The following is a 15,472-nucleotide window of genomic DNA, read 5'->3' on the forward strand; positions in this document are numbered from 1 at the left end:
AGACTCACCGGACCCCACCCGAGTCGCTCCGGTGGGGTCCGGTGTTCCAGTCGGTCATCCCACCGATTCGCGCACGAGGTCGACGAAAGCCTGGCCGACGGCCGACAGGGACAGCGGGTGAAAGGCGATCGCGAAGGGACGCACGACATTCGGTTCGATCTCGCGGATGACGACCGGGGAGTCCGCCGACTCCGCGACGGACCGCTCGAGGAGCGTGCCGCCGATGCCGGACTCCACCATGGGGAGCCGTTCCTCGCGGATCTCCGACAGCACGGCGAGCGGCGGCCGGACGCCGCCGACACGGATGGCCTCCTCGAACTCGTCGGCCACCGAGTAGCCGCGCGGCACGAAGACCATCGGGATCGGCGGCAGGTTGTTCAACGGGATCGGGCCCTCGGGTACCTCGGTGCCCGGCGGGTAGACCAGGACGTGTTCGTGTTCACCCATCACGATCACCTCGAGGTCGTCACCGGCGATCGGCAGGTGAGCGACGGCGAACTCGCAGTGACCGTCCTCGATCGCCGACGCGGCCCTGGTCTCGTCGCGTAACTCACCCAGCCGCACCGACACTCGTGGATACGCGGCACGGAACCGGGTGACGAGGTCGACGACGGGTCCGGCGGCGGTGGCGGCGAAGGCGAGGATGTCGAGATGACCGGTGAGTTCGTCCTCCGACGCCGCGAGCAGGTCGTCGACGGCATCCATGTCGCGCACGATCTGACGTGCGGGACCGACCATCGTCCGCCCGGCCGCCGAGAGCACCATCCCGCGGCCGATGCGGTGGAACAGTTGCACCCCGAGTTCGCGTTCGAGCGCCCGGAGTGCTTGGGACACAGTGGGTTGAGCGACGCCGAGAGCCGAGGCCGCACCGCCGATGCCCTTGTTCTCCACCACCGCCAGGAAGTACTCGACCTGCCGCAATTCCATGGTGGAAGTCACCAGTCCCGTGGTTCGGCGGGATCCGGAGCGATCCCGCAGTGGACCTTCGCCGCGGAGATGAAGGCGAGCGCGGCCGGCGAGGGGAGCCCGGATCGCAGCACGAGTCCCCACGCCCGCGTCAGCGGCGGGTCGAGCGCGAGTCGCCGCAGTCCCCCGAGCTGCCGTTCGGCCACGGTGCGGGGGAGAACCGTTGCCCCCGTTCCCTTCTTGACCAGACTCCACACCGCGGAAGGCAGCTGGCAGTCGACCGCCACGTTCCTTCCGTCCTCGTCGAGGAGCCCGTCGAGGAGCCCCGCCGTGATCGGGTCGCTGTGATCGATGACGAGGGGTAGTGAGCGCACCGCCGAGTGCGGTATCGGATCCGGCAGTCCGTCGGCGAGCGGCGCCGGCGCCGCGACGACCAGTTCCTGCTCGGCCATCGGGATGGCGGTGAAAGTCGCGTGCTCGGCGGTCGAGTCCATGATCCCGACCTCGGCCTCGCCGGATCGCAGCGCCGACAGCACTCCTGCAGGGCTGTCCGCGGAGACGACCCGTACCGACAAGTGCGGGAAGCGTTCCCGGAACAGACGCACGACGTTGACCACCGGGTCCACGCTGAACGCCGCGTAGGTCACGACGTCGACGCGGCCGGCTCGCAGCTCGCGAACCGCGTCGACCTTGGCCTTGGCGCGGTCGACGTCGGCCAGGATGCGGCGGGCGGCGACGTCGAGTTTGCGTCCGGCCTCGGTGAGTTCGAGGCGGCGCCCGGTGCGGTCGAACAACGTGACGCCGAGGCGCTTCTCGAGCGTGCGGATGGCCTGGGACAGCGACGGCTGTGAGATGTAGAGGGACTGGGCGGCCTTCGTGATGCCGCCGTGGTCGACCACGGCGACGAAGTAGGTCACGAGGTGCAGGTCCACCCCGGTCACTTTAGTGAATCCGGCGGCGGGTCATCTGCCGGTCCATCGCGGCGCCCGCTTCTCCGCGAAGGCGACGGCACCCTCTCTCGCGTCGTCGGAGGCGAACACCGGGCCGAGATGATCCCACTGCTTCTTGATCAGTTCGGGATCGGTGTAGCGGATGGCCATCGAGGTGACCTGTTTGGTGGCACGGACGGCGAGCGGGCCGTTGGCCGCGATGACGGCGGCCAGTTCGCGTGCGCCGGCGAGTGCCTCGCCGGGCTCGGTGACGCGGTTGACCAGTCCGAACTGATGGGCGCGTTCGGCGGTGAGCGGGTCGCCGGTCAGCGCGAGCTCCATCGCGACCTGGTACGGCAGGATCTTGGGCAGGCGGAGCAGTCCGCCGGCCGCGGCGGCGAGTCCGCGCTTGACCTCGGGGATGCCGAACTTGGAATTGCTCGCCGCGACGACGAGGTCTGCCGACAGCGCGAGTTCGCATCCCCCGGCCAGCGCCCAGCCCTCGACCGCGGCGATGAGGGGCTTGCTCGGTGGCGCCTCGGTGAGGCCGCCGAACCCGCGGCCCTTCAGCGACACCTGGTCGCCGCGGGCGAAGGCCTTGAGGTCCATTCCGGCGCAGAACGTGCCACCGGCGCCGGTGAGGATCCCGATGGTGAGGTCGTCGCGCGACTCGAGTTCGTCGATCGCGGCGGCGATGCCCTCGGAGACCTCGAGATTCACGGCGTTCTTCGCTTCGGGACGGTTGATCGTGATGACGGCGACGCCGTCGGCGAACTCGGTGAGCACTGCACTCATGGGATCTCCTGGAGTTGGTGGACGGAGGGGACGTCAGGTGCCTTCGGAAGTGGAAACCGATTGTGGCGCAGGCGGTGTGGCGCCATCGGCGAGGAACCAGCGGATCGGGTCCGATGCGGCCGGGTCGTCGGCGGGTACGCGAGCGTCGAGGATGCCGCGCTCCTGCAGGACGATCAGGTGGGCGTGCGTCTCCCGCAGCGCGAGTCGGCTGAGGGTGAGCGACAGCTCCTCGAACGGGCGTGACCAGGTCACCGACCGGGTGATCTCCCAGGCCGAGCTCTCCGGATGACGGGCGACGGTCGCGGTGATCTCGGCGAGCCGGTCCTCGTGGTGCTCGAGCAGGCCGGTCACCCGGTCGCCGAGACCTCGGAACCGGTACTCGTGGGACGGCAGCGCCTCGTGGTCGCGCATCTTCTCCGTGTTGGCCAGCGAGATCAGGTAATCGGCGAGGGGATTGTCGGTCTGCATGGGGTTGGTCGAGATGTTCGGACTGATCCGCGGCAACAGGTGGTCGCCGGTGAAGATGACACCGGCGGTGTCGTCGGCGAAGCAGAGATGTCCCGCGGTGTGGCCGGGCGTCCAGATGGCTCGGAGATCCCAGCCGGGGATGTCGAGGGGGGCGTCGCCGGTCAGCTCGCGGTCGACGGTCCGGCCGTCGGGCATGCGGATGAAACCGATGAACCCTTCGTCGGCGACCTCGGTCGGTGCGCCGAGCATCCGGAGTTCGGACCGCGCCTGCCGGAGCTGGGTCTCCACCTCGTCGTCGGAATGGTGGCGAAGGTAGCGCGCGTCGTCGCGATGCATCCACAGCTCGGCGTCGACGTGCTCGAGGAGACGTGGCACGAGCCCGAAGTGGTCGGGATGGAGATGGGTCACACCGATGGAACGGACGTCGGTGATGTCGTGTCCGGTGGAGCGGATGCCTGCGACGAGGACATCCCACGACTCGTCCGACGGCCAGCCGGCGTCGATGAGCGCGAGGCCGCCGCCGGGCAGTCCGAGGGCGTAGACGAGGATGTAGCGCAGCGGATTGGGACCCATGGGCACCGGGATCGACCACAGTCGCGGCCGGACCTCCTCGACCGGCGGCAGCACCTTGTCGGCCCAGGCCTGTTTCTGCAGCACACCGGTGACCTCAATCGGGACCATCCAGCCTCCTCCTCGGGTGCGTCGTTCGCGCGAGGGCACCGCGACGAGTGTTGCAGTGATCTGTGTCATCCGATCACGAGACGACTTCGAGGCTCAAACTGGGTGCGGCTCAGACACCCTGAGGTAGGACCTATGAGTCGAGTTCGTGCCCGAGCGCACCGGCATGGTCGCAGCCCGCCGCCACCTCGCCCACGAGGCGTCCCGCGAGTTCGGGCTGGATGAGTGGGAAGAGATGACTCGCGCGCGGGACGATGGTGAGGGTCGCGTCCGCCGCGGCTTCGACGAATCGTCGCTCGTGGACCCGGAACTGATCCTGACGCCCGTTGACGAAGACCGTGCGGCCCGCATAACGACCGACCTCGCCGAGCGCGTCGAAGTGCTTGAGCTCGGCCACCACGTCGGCGATGGACCCGAGCGACAACCCGCCGATCTCCATGTCCTCGGACACCTGCCTGCCGACGGCCAGGCGGGTGAGCGCCTGGCTGATGACCGCCGCCTGGCGTGGCAGGAGCGATGTCACCGCCCCGAATGTCTCGAACGGTGCCGCGAGGATCCGACTGGGTTGCGCGGTCGCGCACATGGGCACCAGCGCCGCGACGTGATGTGGATGGCGACTCGCGGCCGCCATCGCCACATAACCGCCCATCGACATGCCGGCCACGACCGCCGGCCGGCCGAACCGCTCGATCTCGGCGACGACGGCGTCGACGGCACCGTCCATCGTGAACCTCTCCGCCCGACGCCGTCCATGGCCGGGGAGATCGGGGGTGGCGACATCCCTGCCCGCAGGGGCCGTCGCCGCCACCGCGGCAGCCACCCGGTGCAGTGTCGCTCCACTCACCCGTATCCCGTGGACGAGGACGACGGGGGTGGGTTCGTCCACCGGCGGATCGGTCGCGGCAAGGGCTGACGGAGGCATCGCACGCAGTATGCGGGCACCGTGGTCACGGCGCGGGCCGTGTCACCGAGTGTTCGTCAGCGGTCTTCCTGGACGTCGACGGCGGGTTCGGCCGCGGGAGCTTAGTCATCCGCGCCCGTCGGGGAGACACGCCGCTCGATTCCGATCCGGTCGAGGAACCCGGCGTCGTGGGAGACCACCAGCAGCGCGCCGGACCATGCCTCGAGAGCGTCGACGAGCTGCGTGACCGTGTCGAGATCGAGATTGTTGGTCGGTTCGTCCAAAATCAGGAGTTTCGGTGTCGGGTCGCCGAGCAGGGCGTCGGCCAGGGCGACACGCAGGCGCTCGCCGCCGGACAGTTCGGCGAGCGCGCGATCGGCGCGGGCGCCCCGGAACAGGAAGCGCGCGAGGTGCGCCCGGACCTCCTGGGTGGAGATGTCCGGGTGGGTCCGCGCCAGGTGTTCGGCGATCGAGACGGTCGGGTCGGCGAAGGTGATCTGCTGGGGCACGAACGCATAGGGCACGACCACGGATTCGCGGGCGATCACGTCCGCGATCAGCGTGGATTTCCCGGAACCGTTGGGCCCGACGAGCGCCACCCGCTCGGGTCCGTCGACGCGCAGACGGTCGTCGACGATGATCTGGGCACGAGGGGCAACCTCCGGCGTCGGTATGACGATCCGCGCGGTGCGATCGGCCCGGATGTCCTCGCGGGCCTCGTCGAGACGTGTTGCCGCGGAGGCCACGTCGTCGCGATGGGCGTTGCGCAGTTTGCCCGCCGACACCTGGGCCTCGCTCCGGCGATTGTGCGCGACGATCTTCGGCACCCGCTTCTCCCGCTCCGCGGTGGCACCTGTCCGGGCCCGCCGGTCGAGTTTGATCAGGGCCTCGGACATCTCCCTGCGCTGCTTGCGCAGGTCGCCGGCCGCGGTGGCGACGGCGGCCTCGGCGGCTTCCTGCTCGGCGTCGACGATCGCACGGTACTGCGAGTACGGGCCGCCGAACAGCCGCACGCGACCGCGATAGAGCTCGATTGTCGCGTCGACCCGCTCGAGGAGTTCGAGGTCGTGACTCACCACGACGACCGTGCCCGTGAACGAGTCGATGGCGTCGAAAAGCCTTGCGCGGGAGTCGGTGTCCAGGTTGTTGGTCGGCTCGTCGAGAAGCAGGATCGCCGGGTTGGCGATGAGCGCGGCGACGATCGCCAGCAGGGTGGCCTCACCGCCGGACATGGCGCCGACCGCGCGGTCGAGGTCGCGTGGCAGGCCCATCTGCTCGAGGAGACCGATCGCGCGCTCCTCGACACCCCAGTCGTCCCCGACGGCGTCGAAGTCCTGCGGATCGACCGACCCGTTCTCGATTCGTTCGATCGCACAACGGATCTCGTGGATGCCGAGCGCCCGGGCCACGGTGGTGGACGGGTCGGACTGCGGGTCCTGCACGACCACACCGACCTCGGTTGTCGACGCATCGCCCGCGACGGTGATGCTGCCGGATGCCGGACGCAGCCGGCCCGCGATGAGGCCGAGGAGCGTCGATTTGCCCGCGCCGTTCGCGCCGATCAGGGCATACGTCTCGGCGCCGAGAGTGAGGTCGAGGTGATCGAAGACGACGGTCCCGTCGGGCCAGGCGAACGAGACGTCGGACAGCACGATGGAAGACGGCATGAGCGCTCCTGAAGTGGGTCGGGAACACCGACGAGTCGTCGGTGAGGTCCACCGGCAGGTTGCCGGCGGCCGGGGCCACTTCAGTTCTTCATCGGGTGGATCACTCCTCGAGTCCGCGTGCAAGTGGTGACCACCGTAGCGGATGCACTCGGACTTGCCAACGGATTATCTGCCACGCGTGCCGGTCGGGGTCACCGCTACGGTTGGGGTATGTCTTTTCTCCGCACCTCCGTGTCCAACGGCGTCGGCGAGATCGTCCTGGACCGCCCCAAGGCCCTCAATGCGTTGGACCAGAGCATGATCGACGACATGTACGTCACCCTCGGCGAATGGGGTGACGACGACGCGATCGACACCGTCCTGGTGACCTCGGCGAGCGAGCGGGCCTTCTGTGCCGGTGGTGACATCCGCGCGATCCGCGAGCACGCCATCGACGGCGATGCGGCGTCGATCAGCAGATACTTCGGCAGTGAGTACCGACTCGATCAGCTCGTCGCCGACTACCCGAAGCCGTACATCAGCCTGATCGACGGGCCGGCGATGGGCGGCGGACTCGGCATCAGCGTCCACGGCGAGATCCGGGTGGTCACCGAGAAGGCGATGATCGCGATGCCCGAGACGGCGATCGGATTCTTCCCGGACATCGGTTCGACCTACTTCCTTCCGCGGCTTCCCGAAGGCGTGGGCATGTGGCTCGGTCTCACCGGCGCCCGGATCCGCGGTGTCGACGCGGTGGCCGTCGGTCTGGCAACGCATTTCGTCTCCTCCGCGGACCTGCCGGCGGTCGCCGACATGATCCGTTCCGGCGCACCGCTGGGCGACGCGCTGGCCACCTCCGGCACCGAGCAGACGAGCGACGTGCCGTTGCGAAAGATCGGTGAGTACTTCGCCGACGACAACGTCAACGCCATCCTCGGCGGCCTGCGCGGCGCGGTCGGCGACGACTGGGCCCAGGAGATGGTGGGTCTGCTCGAGAGCGCCTCACCCACGAGCCTGTGGGTCACCGCGGCGATGATCAGTGCCGGTGCGAAGTCGGGAATCGACGAGTGCTTCGACCGCGAACTCCATGCGGCGCAGGAGATCACGAAGACCCACGACTTCCGCGAGGGTGTGCGGGCAGTGCTCGTCGACAAGGACCGGAGTCCCGTGTTCGATCCGGCCGCGATCGACGACGTCGACCCCGCACTGGTGGCACGGATCGTCGGTGCCGCCGCTGGTTGAGCCGGTGACGAGCGCAGCCGCCGGGCCGAGCAAGCGACGAAGGAGCGCGTCGAGGTCGAGGAGCCGTGTCGAAGCCACCTCGCGCCATGTGTCTCAGGGCGTGAGCTGAAACCACCCCGACAGTGCGACGGTGTCCGTCGAATTGCCTTCGGCGTCCGGTCGTTTCGTCGTCGACGATTCGTCGAGGTCGTGGGGGACGTCGTCGTCGGGAGCGAGGGGGTTGGCGTCGACCCGCGTCGCCGCCGGGCAGGTGAACGATCCGGCCGCGAGCTCACCCGACATCCCGGTCACGCTGAGCTGGCACGCGGAGGAGTGGTGGTAGACGCCGTTGATCGAGACGCCGATCTGGGCGTTGATCGGCCTGGTCAGCGGTCCGACGGTCGGACGCGTCGCGCCCACGGGCGGTAACAGCCCGCCGGTCAGCTCACTGATCAGGAACTCGATCTGCGCGCCGCCGGTCCCGGCGTCCTTGAACACGAAGAGCAGTGAGTCGGGTGGCACGTCGGGTCGCGACGGTCCCCACCGGTCGAACTCGTAGCAGTTCGGCTCGTCGGTGGGGGTGGCGCCCGCCGCGGGTCCGCGACCGGAGTCTGCGGGGGTCTTCCCGACCGCGACCTTGATGTCCCCGTGGCGGAACTCGAAGTCCTGACCACTGCGGTCGACGCTGCCCTGAGGCGGTTTCTCGGCGCAGATCGCGGGATCGACCGGCCGCGAGGTCGGCGTCGGGGTCGAGGATGTGGCCGTGGACTGCGGCGGGGTGTCCGAGCCGCAGGCGGCGACGCACACCGACACCGCCGCGGCCAGCAGCACGGCGGCGCGCACGGGCCGTCCCCGCGAGCTCACCGAGCGGTCAATCCGCAGCCGCGACAAGGGGTTCGAGGGTGAGGTCGGGGTGTTCCTTCTCGATGTACTGCAGGCGCCACTTGTCGCTGAAGAGGGCCAGGACCGCGCCGTCGGTGCGGGTGAAGACCTCCACGCCGCGTTGCCGGTTCAGTTCGGCCGCGCTGTCGGCGTCCGTGCGGCGGGCAAGGCTGTAACCCAGAGGTTCGATGATCGTGTCGACGTTGTATTCGGCCTTCATCCGGGCGGTCACGACCTCGAACTGCATCGGTCCGACGGCGGCGAGCACCGGTGAGGCCTCGCCACGGGTCTCATTGCGCAGCACCTGGACCACGCCCTCGCTCTCGAGCTGATCCATGCCCTTGCGGAACTGCTTGTACTTGTCGGCCGTGGTGGCGCGCAGCGTCGAGAAGTGTTCGGGTGCAAAGGACGGGATCGGCGGGAACTGCACTCGGGGGCCGTCGTAGAGAGTGTCGCCGGGTGCAAGCGCGGTCGCGTTGACCAGGCCGACCACGTCGCCGGGATAGGCGGTGTCGACCGTCGAGCGGTCGCGGCCGAAGACCGCCTGGGCGTACTTGGTGGCGAACGGTTTTCCGGTCTGTGCGTGGGTGACGACCATGCCGCGCTCGAACTCGCCGGACACGATCCGCATGTACGCCAATCGATCCCGGTGGCTGGAGTCCATCCCGGCCTGCACCTTGAAGACCACCGCGCTGAACGGGTCGGTGACCGGGCGGGGGTTGCCCTCGATGTCGGCCCGGGGGCCGGGCGGCGGGGCGAGCTCCACCAGGATCTCGAGGAGTTGCCGCACACCGAAGTTGAGCATCGCCGAGGCGAAGATCATCGGCGAGGTCTGCCCGGCGAGGAACAGCTCCTGATCGTGGTCCTGGCCCATCTCGGTGAGCAGCTCGCTCTCCTCGAGCGCCGAGGACCACTCGTCGCCCTCACGGGCTTGCGCGTCGTCGGCGGACATGATCTCCTCGGGCGCGATCTTGGCGCCACCGGCGGTACGGGTGAAGTGCACGTACTCGCCGGTCCGCCGGTCGAGGAGGCCACGGAAGTCGCCCGCGATGCCGACCGGGAAGAACAACGGCGTCGGGGTGAGACCGATCCGCTCCTGGATCTCGTCGATCAGCTCGAGCGGACTGTGTCCCGGCCGGTCCCACTTGTTGATGACCGTGATCACCGGGATGCCGCGGTGGCGACACACCTGGAACAGTTTCAGGGTCTGCGGCTCGAGTCCCTTGGCGGCGTCGATGAGCATCACCGCCGCGTCGACCGCGGTCAGCACGCGGTAGGTGTCCTCGGAGAAGTCGGCGTGCCCCGGGGTGTCGACGAGATTGATCACGCTCGGGACGTCGGGATCCGCCTGCACGGCGGCGGAGTAGTTGAACTGCAGTGCCGTCGAGCTGACGGAGATGCCGCGGGCCTTCTCCATCTCCATCCAGTCCGAGACGGTCGACTTGCGGCCCGCCTTGCCGTGGACGGCGCCGGCCTCGCTGATCATCCGCGCATGCAGTGCCAACGCCTCGGTCATCGTCGATTTGCCGGCGTCGGGGTGGGAGATGATGGCGAAGGTACGACGACGCGTCACTTCGCGACTGATCACCTCGGAACTCACGAGGTTCGAGGCTACCGGGCCTGCAGGGGGCGGCCAAACTCGCGCGCGGATGAGCACCGGGGGCAGGTTGTGCCGGTCTGTGGCAGCTGGTGCCCCCGGCCCCCGGCGGGAACCCGTCACCCCCGCTCTGCGTCTGATCATCGTGCAGCTTCCCCCAGGCCTTCGACGCCGCGCTCTCGCCCGTGACGGGGTACTCACCATGGCCGACGCACTCGAGTTCGGTCTCACGCGGTCCGGGGTGCGGCGTCGGGTCGACTCCGGAGACTGGATACCGCACTCACGCGGGGTGTACACGCTGGCCGATCATCCGACGACCTCGACCACCCGTGCGCGACTGGCAGTCGCGAGCGTGGGCAGCTGCGCGGCGCTGTCCGGACTCGGGGCCGCGTGGTGGCACGGGCTCGCGGACGGGCCGCCGAAGAAGTTCACGGTCACCGCACCGCGATCACGACACTGCACTCCGGTCGAGGGCGTTCGGGTCCGGCGTCGCCGCCTCGCGGACGCGGAGGTGGCGACACGCAAGGAGTTGCTGGTGACAGCGCTGCCGCTGTCCGTGCTCGAAGCCGCGGTCGAGAGTGACAGTGGCATCCTCGACAATGCTCTACTCGTTCGCAAGGTCTCGGTGCGTCAGCTACGTGTCGCCGCCGATCGTCGACGAGGCAAAGAGGACGGAGCCGAGATCGCGGCTCTCGTGGACGGCGTCGAATCCGGAGCACGCTCGGTGGCAGAGCGCCTCGCCGTCGACGTGTTGAGCGCCGGGGGTGTGAGCGGTTGGTCGTGCGGTCACCCGGCCGGCGGCTACTTCATCGACCTTGCGTTCCCGGACCGGAAGTTGGCAGTCGAGATCGACGGCATGGCGTTCCATCGCGACGCGGAGACGTTTCAGCGAGACCGCCTTACGCCGAAACGACCTCATCGCACTGGGTTGGACCGTTCTCAACTTCACGTGGAGTGACCTGCGGGAGCGGCCCGATGACGTCGTCGCGCGTGTCCGCCACGCGCTGGACCTGCAGCGCGACCGGCCTGCATGACAAATCCGGGGGCATTGTGAGCCGCTGAGCGGATCACACTGCCCCCGCACTCGATACCGATGTCTTATTCGAACGGAACCGGCGGCATGGTCACGACCTGCGCGGCGTAGGAGAGTCCGGCGCCGAAGCCGAGCAGCAGAGCGGTCTGTCCGGGCTGTGCCTTGCCGGTCGACAGCAGGTCCTCCATCGCGAGCGGGATCGAGGCGGCACTGGTGTTGCCGGTGTACTCGATGTCCTTGGCCACCACCGCGTCGTCGCGCAGTTTGAGGTTCTTGGCGAGCAGCTCGTTGATGCGGGCGTTGGCCTGGTGGGGGACGAAGACGTCGAGGTCTTCGGAGCCGAGCTTGGCGGCCTCGAGGGCGCGGTGGGCGACCTTGCCCATCTCGAAAGCGGCCCAGCGGAACACCGCGGTCCCCTCCATGCGCAAGAAGGGGCGCTGGGTGCGGTCGCTGTCGAGAAAGGTCACCCAGTCGTGATCCTGGCGGATGGCGTTGAACTGGGAGCCGTCCGAGCCCCAGATCACCGGGCCGAGCTGCTGTTCCTCTGTGGGTCCGACGACGACGGCACCCGCGCCGTCGCCGAAGATGAAGCAGTTGGTGCGGTCGGTCATGTCGAGGGCGACCGAGAGCTGTTCGGCGCCGATGACCAGCACGTGGGTGGCGCTGCCGCCGCGGATCATGTCCGAGGCGAGTGCCATGCCGTAGCCGAAGCCGGCGCAGCCGACGGTGACGTCGAAGGCGGGGACGCCGTTGGCTCCCAGCTCGGTGGCGACCTTGGTGGCGCCGGCCGGGGTCAGGAGCAGGTGAGTGTTGGTGGCGAGGATGACCGCGTCGATGTCGGAGCCCTGCAGCAGCGCGTTGGCGATCGCCTTGCGGCCGGCGTTGACCGACATCTCCATGACGCTCTCGTCGCGACGTGCGAACCGGCGGGTCTTGATTCCCGTCCGGGTGTAGATCCACTCGTCGGAGGAGTCGATCTGCTCGCAGATCTCGTCGTTGGTGACGACGCGTTCGGGGCGGTACGCGCCGATGCCGAGCATGCCGATGTTGTTGATGCCAGTGGTGTCTGCGATGACCGCCATGGTGAACCCTTCCAAAACGTGCCCGGCGAATATGTGACCCGACATACGACCGTACTCACACGGTCTCTTACTGGGAAGTAGCGGTACCCCGCTCGGAATCGTTACCGGGTCGCCAAATGCGGACCGAAGTCGTCCTCGATGCGCGAAATGCTGGTCCGCAGATCGGTCGAACACATTCGGGGCGTCGGAAAGTCGCCTCCAGGTACGACGATCAGCACACGATGACGTGCGCGCAACGCAGAACGCAACAGCCACCACGCCGGTCAGCTCATCGTCGACGGCACGGAGAAGGGGAGTCCGCATGATCCACGCACGCGGGTTGGTCCAGGTGTTCCACACCGGGAAAGGGAAGAAGAAACGCGAGGTGAGGGCCGTCGACGGTGTCGATCTCGACATCGCCGAGGGGGAGGTGGTCGGGTTCCTCGGTCCCAACGGCGCGGGCAAGACCACGACGCTGCGGATGCTGACGACGCTCCTGCGGCCGACTGCGGGAACCGCGACGGTCAACGGATTCGACGTGGTCGCCGACCCGGTCTCGGTCCGGCGCAGCATCGGATACGTCTCGCAGGCCGGCGGCACCTTCAGTCAGGCGCAGGCCGGCGACGAGATCGTCGACCACGGCATGCTCTACGGTCTGTCCCGGGCCGAGGCGACGCGCCGCGGACACGCCCTGTTCTCTCAGCTGCAGCTCGACGGTCTGTGGGAACGGCAGCCCAAGAACATGTCCGGTGGCCAGAAGCGCCGCCTCGACATCGTGATGGGACTGGTCCACGAACCGTCCCTGGTCTTCCTCGACGAGCCCACCACCGGGCTCGACCCTCAGGCCCGGGCAAATCTCTGGGACCACATCCGGCGCCTACGCACCGATCGCGGCGCAACGGTCTTCCTCACCACGCACTACCTCGACGAGGCCGACGAACTGTCCGACCGGATCCTCATCATCGACAACGGCCGCATCGTGGCCGCCGACACCGCCGACAACCTCAAGGCACAGGTGTCCGGTGATCTGGTGGCACTCGAGGTCGCCGACTCCGCGGCCGTGTCCACCGCCGCGGAGAAGCTGGCCTCGGTCACCGGTGGCAGCGGCGAAGGCCGGATCGAGGTCGACGGCCGGCACGTCCGAAGCCGGGTGCCCCGGGCCGGCCGGGCGGTTCCCGGGTTGCTGCGCGACCTCGACGCCGCGGGCATCACCCTCGATTCCATCGAGGTCATCCGGCCGACGCTCGACGACGTGTTCCTCACCCTCACCGGCCGGTCGCTGCGCGATGCCGAGACCGAACGAGGCAACGACATCGCCTCGGACACAACCGATCCCGATCTCCGCGCGGCCGACGCCGCGCCGTCTGAACTCAACCAGCAGGGGGCCAACCGATGACCACATTCCTCCGCGAGAGCACCATCGTGTTCCACCGCCAGATACGCATGAATCTGCGGAACCCGGCCTGGGTCCTCATCGGGGTGATGCAGCCGATCCTCTACCTCGTGCTGTTCGGGCCCCTGCTGAAGCCGCTCGTCGCGCAGTTCCCGGGCGGCGCGGACAACCCGTACACGTTCCTGGTTCCCGGTCTGCTCGTGCAGCTCGGGCTGTTCGGTGCGCTGTTCGCCGGTTTCAGCTTGATCGGCGAATGGCGCGAAGGCGTCATCGAGGCGGAGCGAGTGACCCCGGCCAGCCGCACGGCGCTGCTCACCGGTCGCCTCATGCGGGACATGCAGCAGCTTCTCGTCCAGGCTCTGATCCTGGTGGTGCTGGGCTATCTCATGGGCATGCGCGGTTCGGTGGTCGGGGTGATCCTCGGCATCGTCATCACGATGCTGATCGGAGGTGCGTGCGCCGCGGCGTCGAATGCCCTCGCACTCACCACGAAGAGCGAGGACGTGATGGCGCCGCTCATCAACATGGTGATGATGCCGGTCCTATTGCTGTCGGGCATCCTGCTCCCGATGACCCTCGGGCCGTCGTGGCTGCAGAGCCTCAGCGACTTCATGCCGTTCCGGTGGATCGTCGACGCCGTGCGCGACACCTTCTCCGGCGACCTCGCCAGTGCTCAGGTCCTGTGGGGTGTCCTTGCCTCGCTCGTCCTCGCCGGACTCGGAACCCTCTGGGGCACGTCGGTCTTCCGCAAGGAGAATGCCTGACCGTTGGTCCGGGGGGCTGCCCGCTCCGCTCCCTGAGGAGCGCCCGGAGCTTGCGGAGGGCGCGTCACGAAGGGTCTCGCAAAGCAACTCACCGGGCCCTTCGTGGCTCGTCGCTTGCGCTCCTCGCACCTCAGGGACCAGGGGTGTGTGATTCTTTCGGAGTGGGAGCAGTGGGTCGTCAGTCGAAGCTGGTGATCGCCGGGGCCGGGGGCAGGGTCACGACCGCGCCGGCGTAGCTGAGGCCGGCGCCGAAGCCGAGGAGCAGCGCGGTCTGCCCGCCCCTGGCCTTGCCGGTCGCGAGCATCTCCTCCATGGCGAGCGGGATCGAGGCCGCCGAGGTGTTCCCGGTGTTCTCGATGTCGTTCGCCATCGGCAGGTCGTCGGGGAACCCGAGGTTCTTCTTCATCAGGTCGTTGATGCGGGCGTTGGCCTGGTGGGGCACGAAGACCTCGATGTCCTCGACGCCGACGCCGGAGGTCTCCAGCACGGTGGCGAGGGCCCTGGGGAGGGTGATGGCCGCCCATCGGAACACCTTGGGTCCCGCCATCGTCACGACCATGCGTCCGACCGGGTCGGTTTCGGGGTCTTTGTCCTGGTAGGCCTGCGCACGGTCCATGTACTCGGGAATGTCCCAGTTCTGGCCGATCGCCTCGGCGTTCTCGCCGTCGCTGCCCCAGACGGTCGGGGAGATCCCGTTGTCCGCGCTCGGGCCGACGACCACCGCCCCGGCGCCGTCGCCGAAGATGAAGGCGGTGTTGCGGTCGGTGGGATCCATGACCACCGACATGGTCTCGACGCCGACGAGGAGGACGTACTCGGCGCTGCCGGCGCGGATGGTGTCGGCAGCGACCCCGAGCCCGTAGCCGAAGCCGCCGCAACCGGCGGCGACGTCGTAGGCCGGGATGCCGTTGAGGCCGATGTCGTAGGCGACGATCGGCCCGCCGTGGGGGATCTTGGTCTTCCAGCTGTTGGTGGCGAGGATCAACGCGCCGATCTTGTCCTTCGCGATGCCGGAGTTCGCGATGGCCCGCTCGGCGGCCGCGGCGGCCATGGACCGTGCACTCTCGTCGCCGCTGATCCAGCGGCGATTGCGGATGCCGCTCCGCTCGAAGATCCACTCGTCGGAGGAGTCGAGAACTTCGCACACCTCGTCGTTGCTGACCAGGCGTCGCGGCCGGTAGGCGCCGATGCCGAGCAT

The 15,472-nt window shown here is 68.5% G+C and carries 13 protein-coding genes and 1 pseudogene; 4 read left to right on the forward strand and 10 right to left on the reverse strand.

Annotated features, from left to right (window positions below):
* Positions 1 to 54 precede the first annotated feature (54 nt).
* The 6 genes from AC3B5T_RS14085 to AC3B5T_RS14110 form a co-directional block, all read right to left on the reverse strand.
* Positions 55 to 927 carry a LysR family transcriptional regulator gene (locus AC3B5T_RS14085; protein WP_488358773.1) on the reverse strand — a complete coding sequence of 291 codons (873 nt, stop codon included), beginning with the start codon at positions 925 to 927 and terminating at the stop codon, positions 55 to 57.
* A gap of 8 nt (positions 928 to 935) precedes the next feature.
* A complete protein-coding gene (locus AC3B5T_RS14090; protein WP_488357589.1) occupies positions 936 to 1,838 on the reverse strand; it encodes a LysR family transcriptional regulator in 903 nt (300 codons plus the stop codon).
* Positions 1,839 to 1,868: 30 nt separating this feature from the next.
* Positions 1,869 to 2,630, reverse strand: coding sequence for a crotonase/enoyl-CoA hydratase family protein (locus AC3B5T_RS14095; RefSeq protein ID WP_488357590.1), 762 nt, complete (start codon positions 2,628 to 2,630; stop codon positions 1,869 to 1,871).
* Positions 2,631 to 2,663: 33 nt separating this feature from the next.
* Positions 2,664 to 3,779 carry an MBL fold metallo-hydrolase gene (locus tag AC3B5T_RS14100; protein WP_488357591.1) on the reverse strand — a complete coding sequence of 372 codons (1,116 nt, stop codon included), beginning with the start codon at positions 3,777 to 3,779 and terminating at the stop codon, positions 2,664 to 2,666.
* A 130-nt stretch (positions 3,780 to 3,909) separates the two neighbouring features.
* A complete protein-coding gene (locus AC3B5T_RS14105; protein ID WP_488357592.1) occupies positions 3,910 to 4,698 on the reverse strand; it encodes an alpha/beta fold hydrolase in 789 nt (262 codons plus the stop codon).
* A 101-nt stretch (positions 4,699 to 4,799) separates the two neighbouring features.
* Positions 4,800 to 6,344: an ABC-F family ATP-binding cassette domain-containing protein gene (locus AC3B5T_RS14110; RefSeq protein WP_488357593.1), complete on the reverse strand. Its 1,545-nt coding sequence runs from the start codon at positions 6,342 to 6,344 to the stop codon at positions 4,800 to 4,802.
* 210 nt (positions 6,345 to 6,554) lie between these two features.
* Here AC3B5T_RS14110 and AC3B5T_RS14115 point away from each other — a divergent pair, with 210 nt between their 5' ends.
* On the forward strand, positions 6,555 to 7,565 hold the full coding sequence (locus tag AC3B5T_RS14115; RefSeq protein ID WP_488357594.1) for an enoyl-CoA hydratase/isomerase family protein: 1,011 nt from the start codon (positions 6,555 to 6,557) through the stop codon (positions 7,563 to 7,565).
* 93 nt (positions 7,566 to 7,658) lie between these two features.
* On the opposite strand, the gene AC3B5T_RS14120 is transcribed toward AC3B5T_RS14115, so the two are convergent.
* Positions 7,659 to 8,387 (reverse strand): hypothetical protein, encoded by a 729-nt coding sequence (locus AC3B5T_RS14120; protein ID WP_156354194.1) that lies wholly within the window; start codon positions 8,385 to 8,387, stop codon positions 7,659 to 7,661.
* Between the two features lie 28 nt (positions 8,388 to 8,415).
* Positions 8,416 to 10,026: a peptide chain release factor 3 gene (locus AC3B5T_RS14125; RefSeq protein WP_044506281.1), complete on the reverse strand. Its 1,611-nt coding sequence runs from the start codon at positions 10,024 to 10,026 to the stop codon at positions 8,416 to 8,418.
* 142 nt (positions 10,027 to 10,168) lie between these two features.
* Here AC3B5T_RS14125 and AC3B5T_RS14130 point away from each other — a divergent pair.
* Positions 10,169 to 11,057: pseudogene (locus tag AC3B5T_RS14130) on the forward strand (DUF559 domain-containing protein).
* Positions 11,058 to 11,121: 64 nt separating this feature from the next.
* On the opposite strand, the gene AC3B5T_RS14135 reads toward AC3B5T_RS14130, so the two are convergent.
* Positions 11,122 to 12,138: a beta-ketoacyl-ACP synthase III gene (locus AC3B5T_RS14135; RefSeq protein WP_010844282.1), complete on the reverse strand. Its 1,017-nt coding sequence runs from the start codon at positions 12,136 to 12,138 to the stop codon at positions 11,122 to 11,124.
* A gap of 301 nt (positions 12,139 to 12,439) precedes the next feature.
* Between AC3B5T_RS14135 and AC3B5T_RS14140 the strand changes: the two genes are divergently transcribed.
* Both AC3B5T_RS14140 and AC3B5T_RS14145 read left to right on the forward strand, forming a co-directional pair.
* On the forward strand, positions 12,440 to 13,513 hold the full coding sequence (locus AC3B5T_RS14140; RefSeq protein WP_055475282.1) for an ATP-binding cassette domain-containing protein: 1,074 nt from the start codon (positions 12,440 to 12,442) through the stop codon (positions 13,511 to 13,513).
* Entirely contained in the window at positions 13,510 to 14,274 is a 765-nt protein-coding gene (locus tag AC3B5T_RS14145; RefSeq protein WP_488357595.1) for an ABC transporter permease, read from the forward strand. The genes AC3B5T_RS14140 and AC3B5T_RS14145 overlap by 4 nt, the downstream gene beginning before the upstream one ends.
* A gap of 178 nt (positions 14,275 to 14,452) precedes the next feature.
* On the opposite strand, the gene AC3B5T_RS14150 is transcribed toward AC3B5T_RS14145, so the two are convergent.
* Complete coding sequence (locus AC3B5T_RS14150) at positions 14,453 to 15,472, reverse strand: beta-ketoacyl-ACP synthase 3 (RefSeq protein ID WP_051129850.1); 1,020 nt, start codon at positions 15,470 to 15,472, stop codon at positions 14,453 to 14,455.

The sequence above is a fragment of the Gordonia sp. G4 genome (assembly GCF_057770005.1).

Bases quoted from the DNA above. Each gene is read 5' to 3' on its own strand.
- AC3B5T_RS14150 (WP_051129850.1), bottom strand. From the start codon at position 15,472: ATGCTCGGCATCGGCGCCTACCGGCCGCGACGCCTGGTCAGCAACGAC.
- AC3B5T_RS14095 (WP_488357590.1), bottom strand. From the start codon at position 2,630: ATGAGTGCAGTGCTCACCGAGTTCGCCGACGGCGTCGCCGTCATCACG.
- AC3B5T_RS14145 (WP_488357595.1), top strand. From the start codon at position 13,510: ATGACCACATTCCTCCGCGAGAGCACCATCGTGTTCCACCGCCAGATA.
- AC3B5T_RS14115 (WP_488357594.1), top strand. From the start codon at position 6,555: ATGTCTTTTCTCCGCACCTCCGTGTCCAACGGCGTCGGCGAGATCGTC.
- AC3B5T_RS14100 (WP_488357591.1), bottom strand. From the start codon at position 3,779: ATGGTCCCGATTGAGGTCACCGGTGTGCTGCAGAAACAGGCCTGGGCC.
- AC3B5T_RS14140 (WP_055475282.1), top strand. From the start codon at position 12,440: ATGATCCACGCACGCGGGTTGGTCCAGGTGTTCCACACCGGGAAAGGG.
- AC3B5T_RS14110 (WP_488357593.1), bottom strand. From the start codon at position 6,344: ATGCCGTCTTCCATCGTGCTGTCCGACGTCTCGTTCGCCTGGCCCGAC.
- AC3B5T_RS14135 (WP_010844282.1), bottom strand. From the start codon at position 12,138: ATGGCGGTCATCGCAGACACCACTGGCATCAACAACATCGGCATGCTC.
- AC3B5T_RS14105 (WP_488357592.1), bottom strand. From the start codon at position 4,698: ATGCCTCCGTCAGCCCTTGCCGCGACCGATCCGCCGGTGGACGAACCC.
- AC3B5T_RS14085 (WP_488358773.1), bottom strand. From the start codon at position 927: ATGGAATTGCGGCAGGTCGAGTACTTCCTGGCGGTGGTGGAGAACAAG.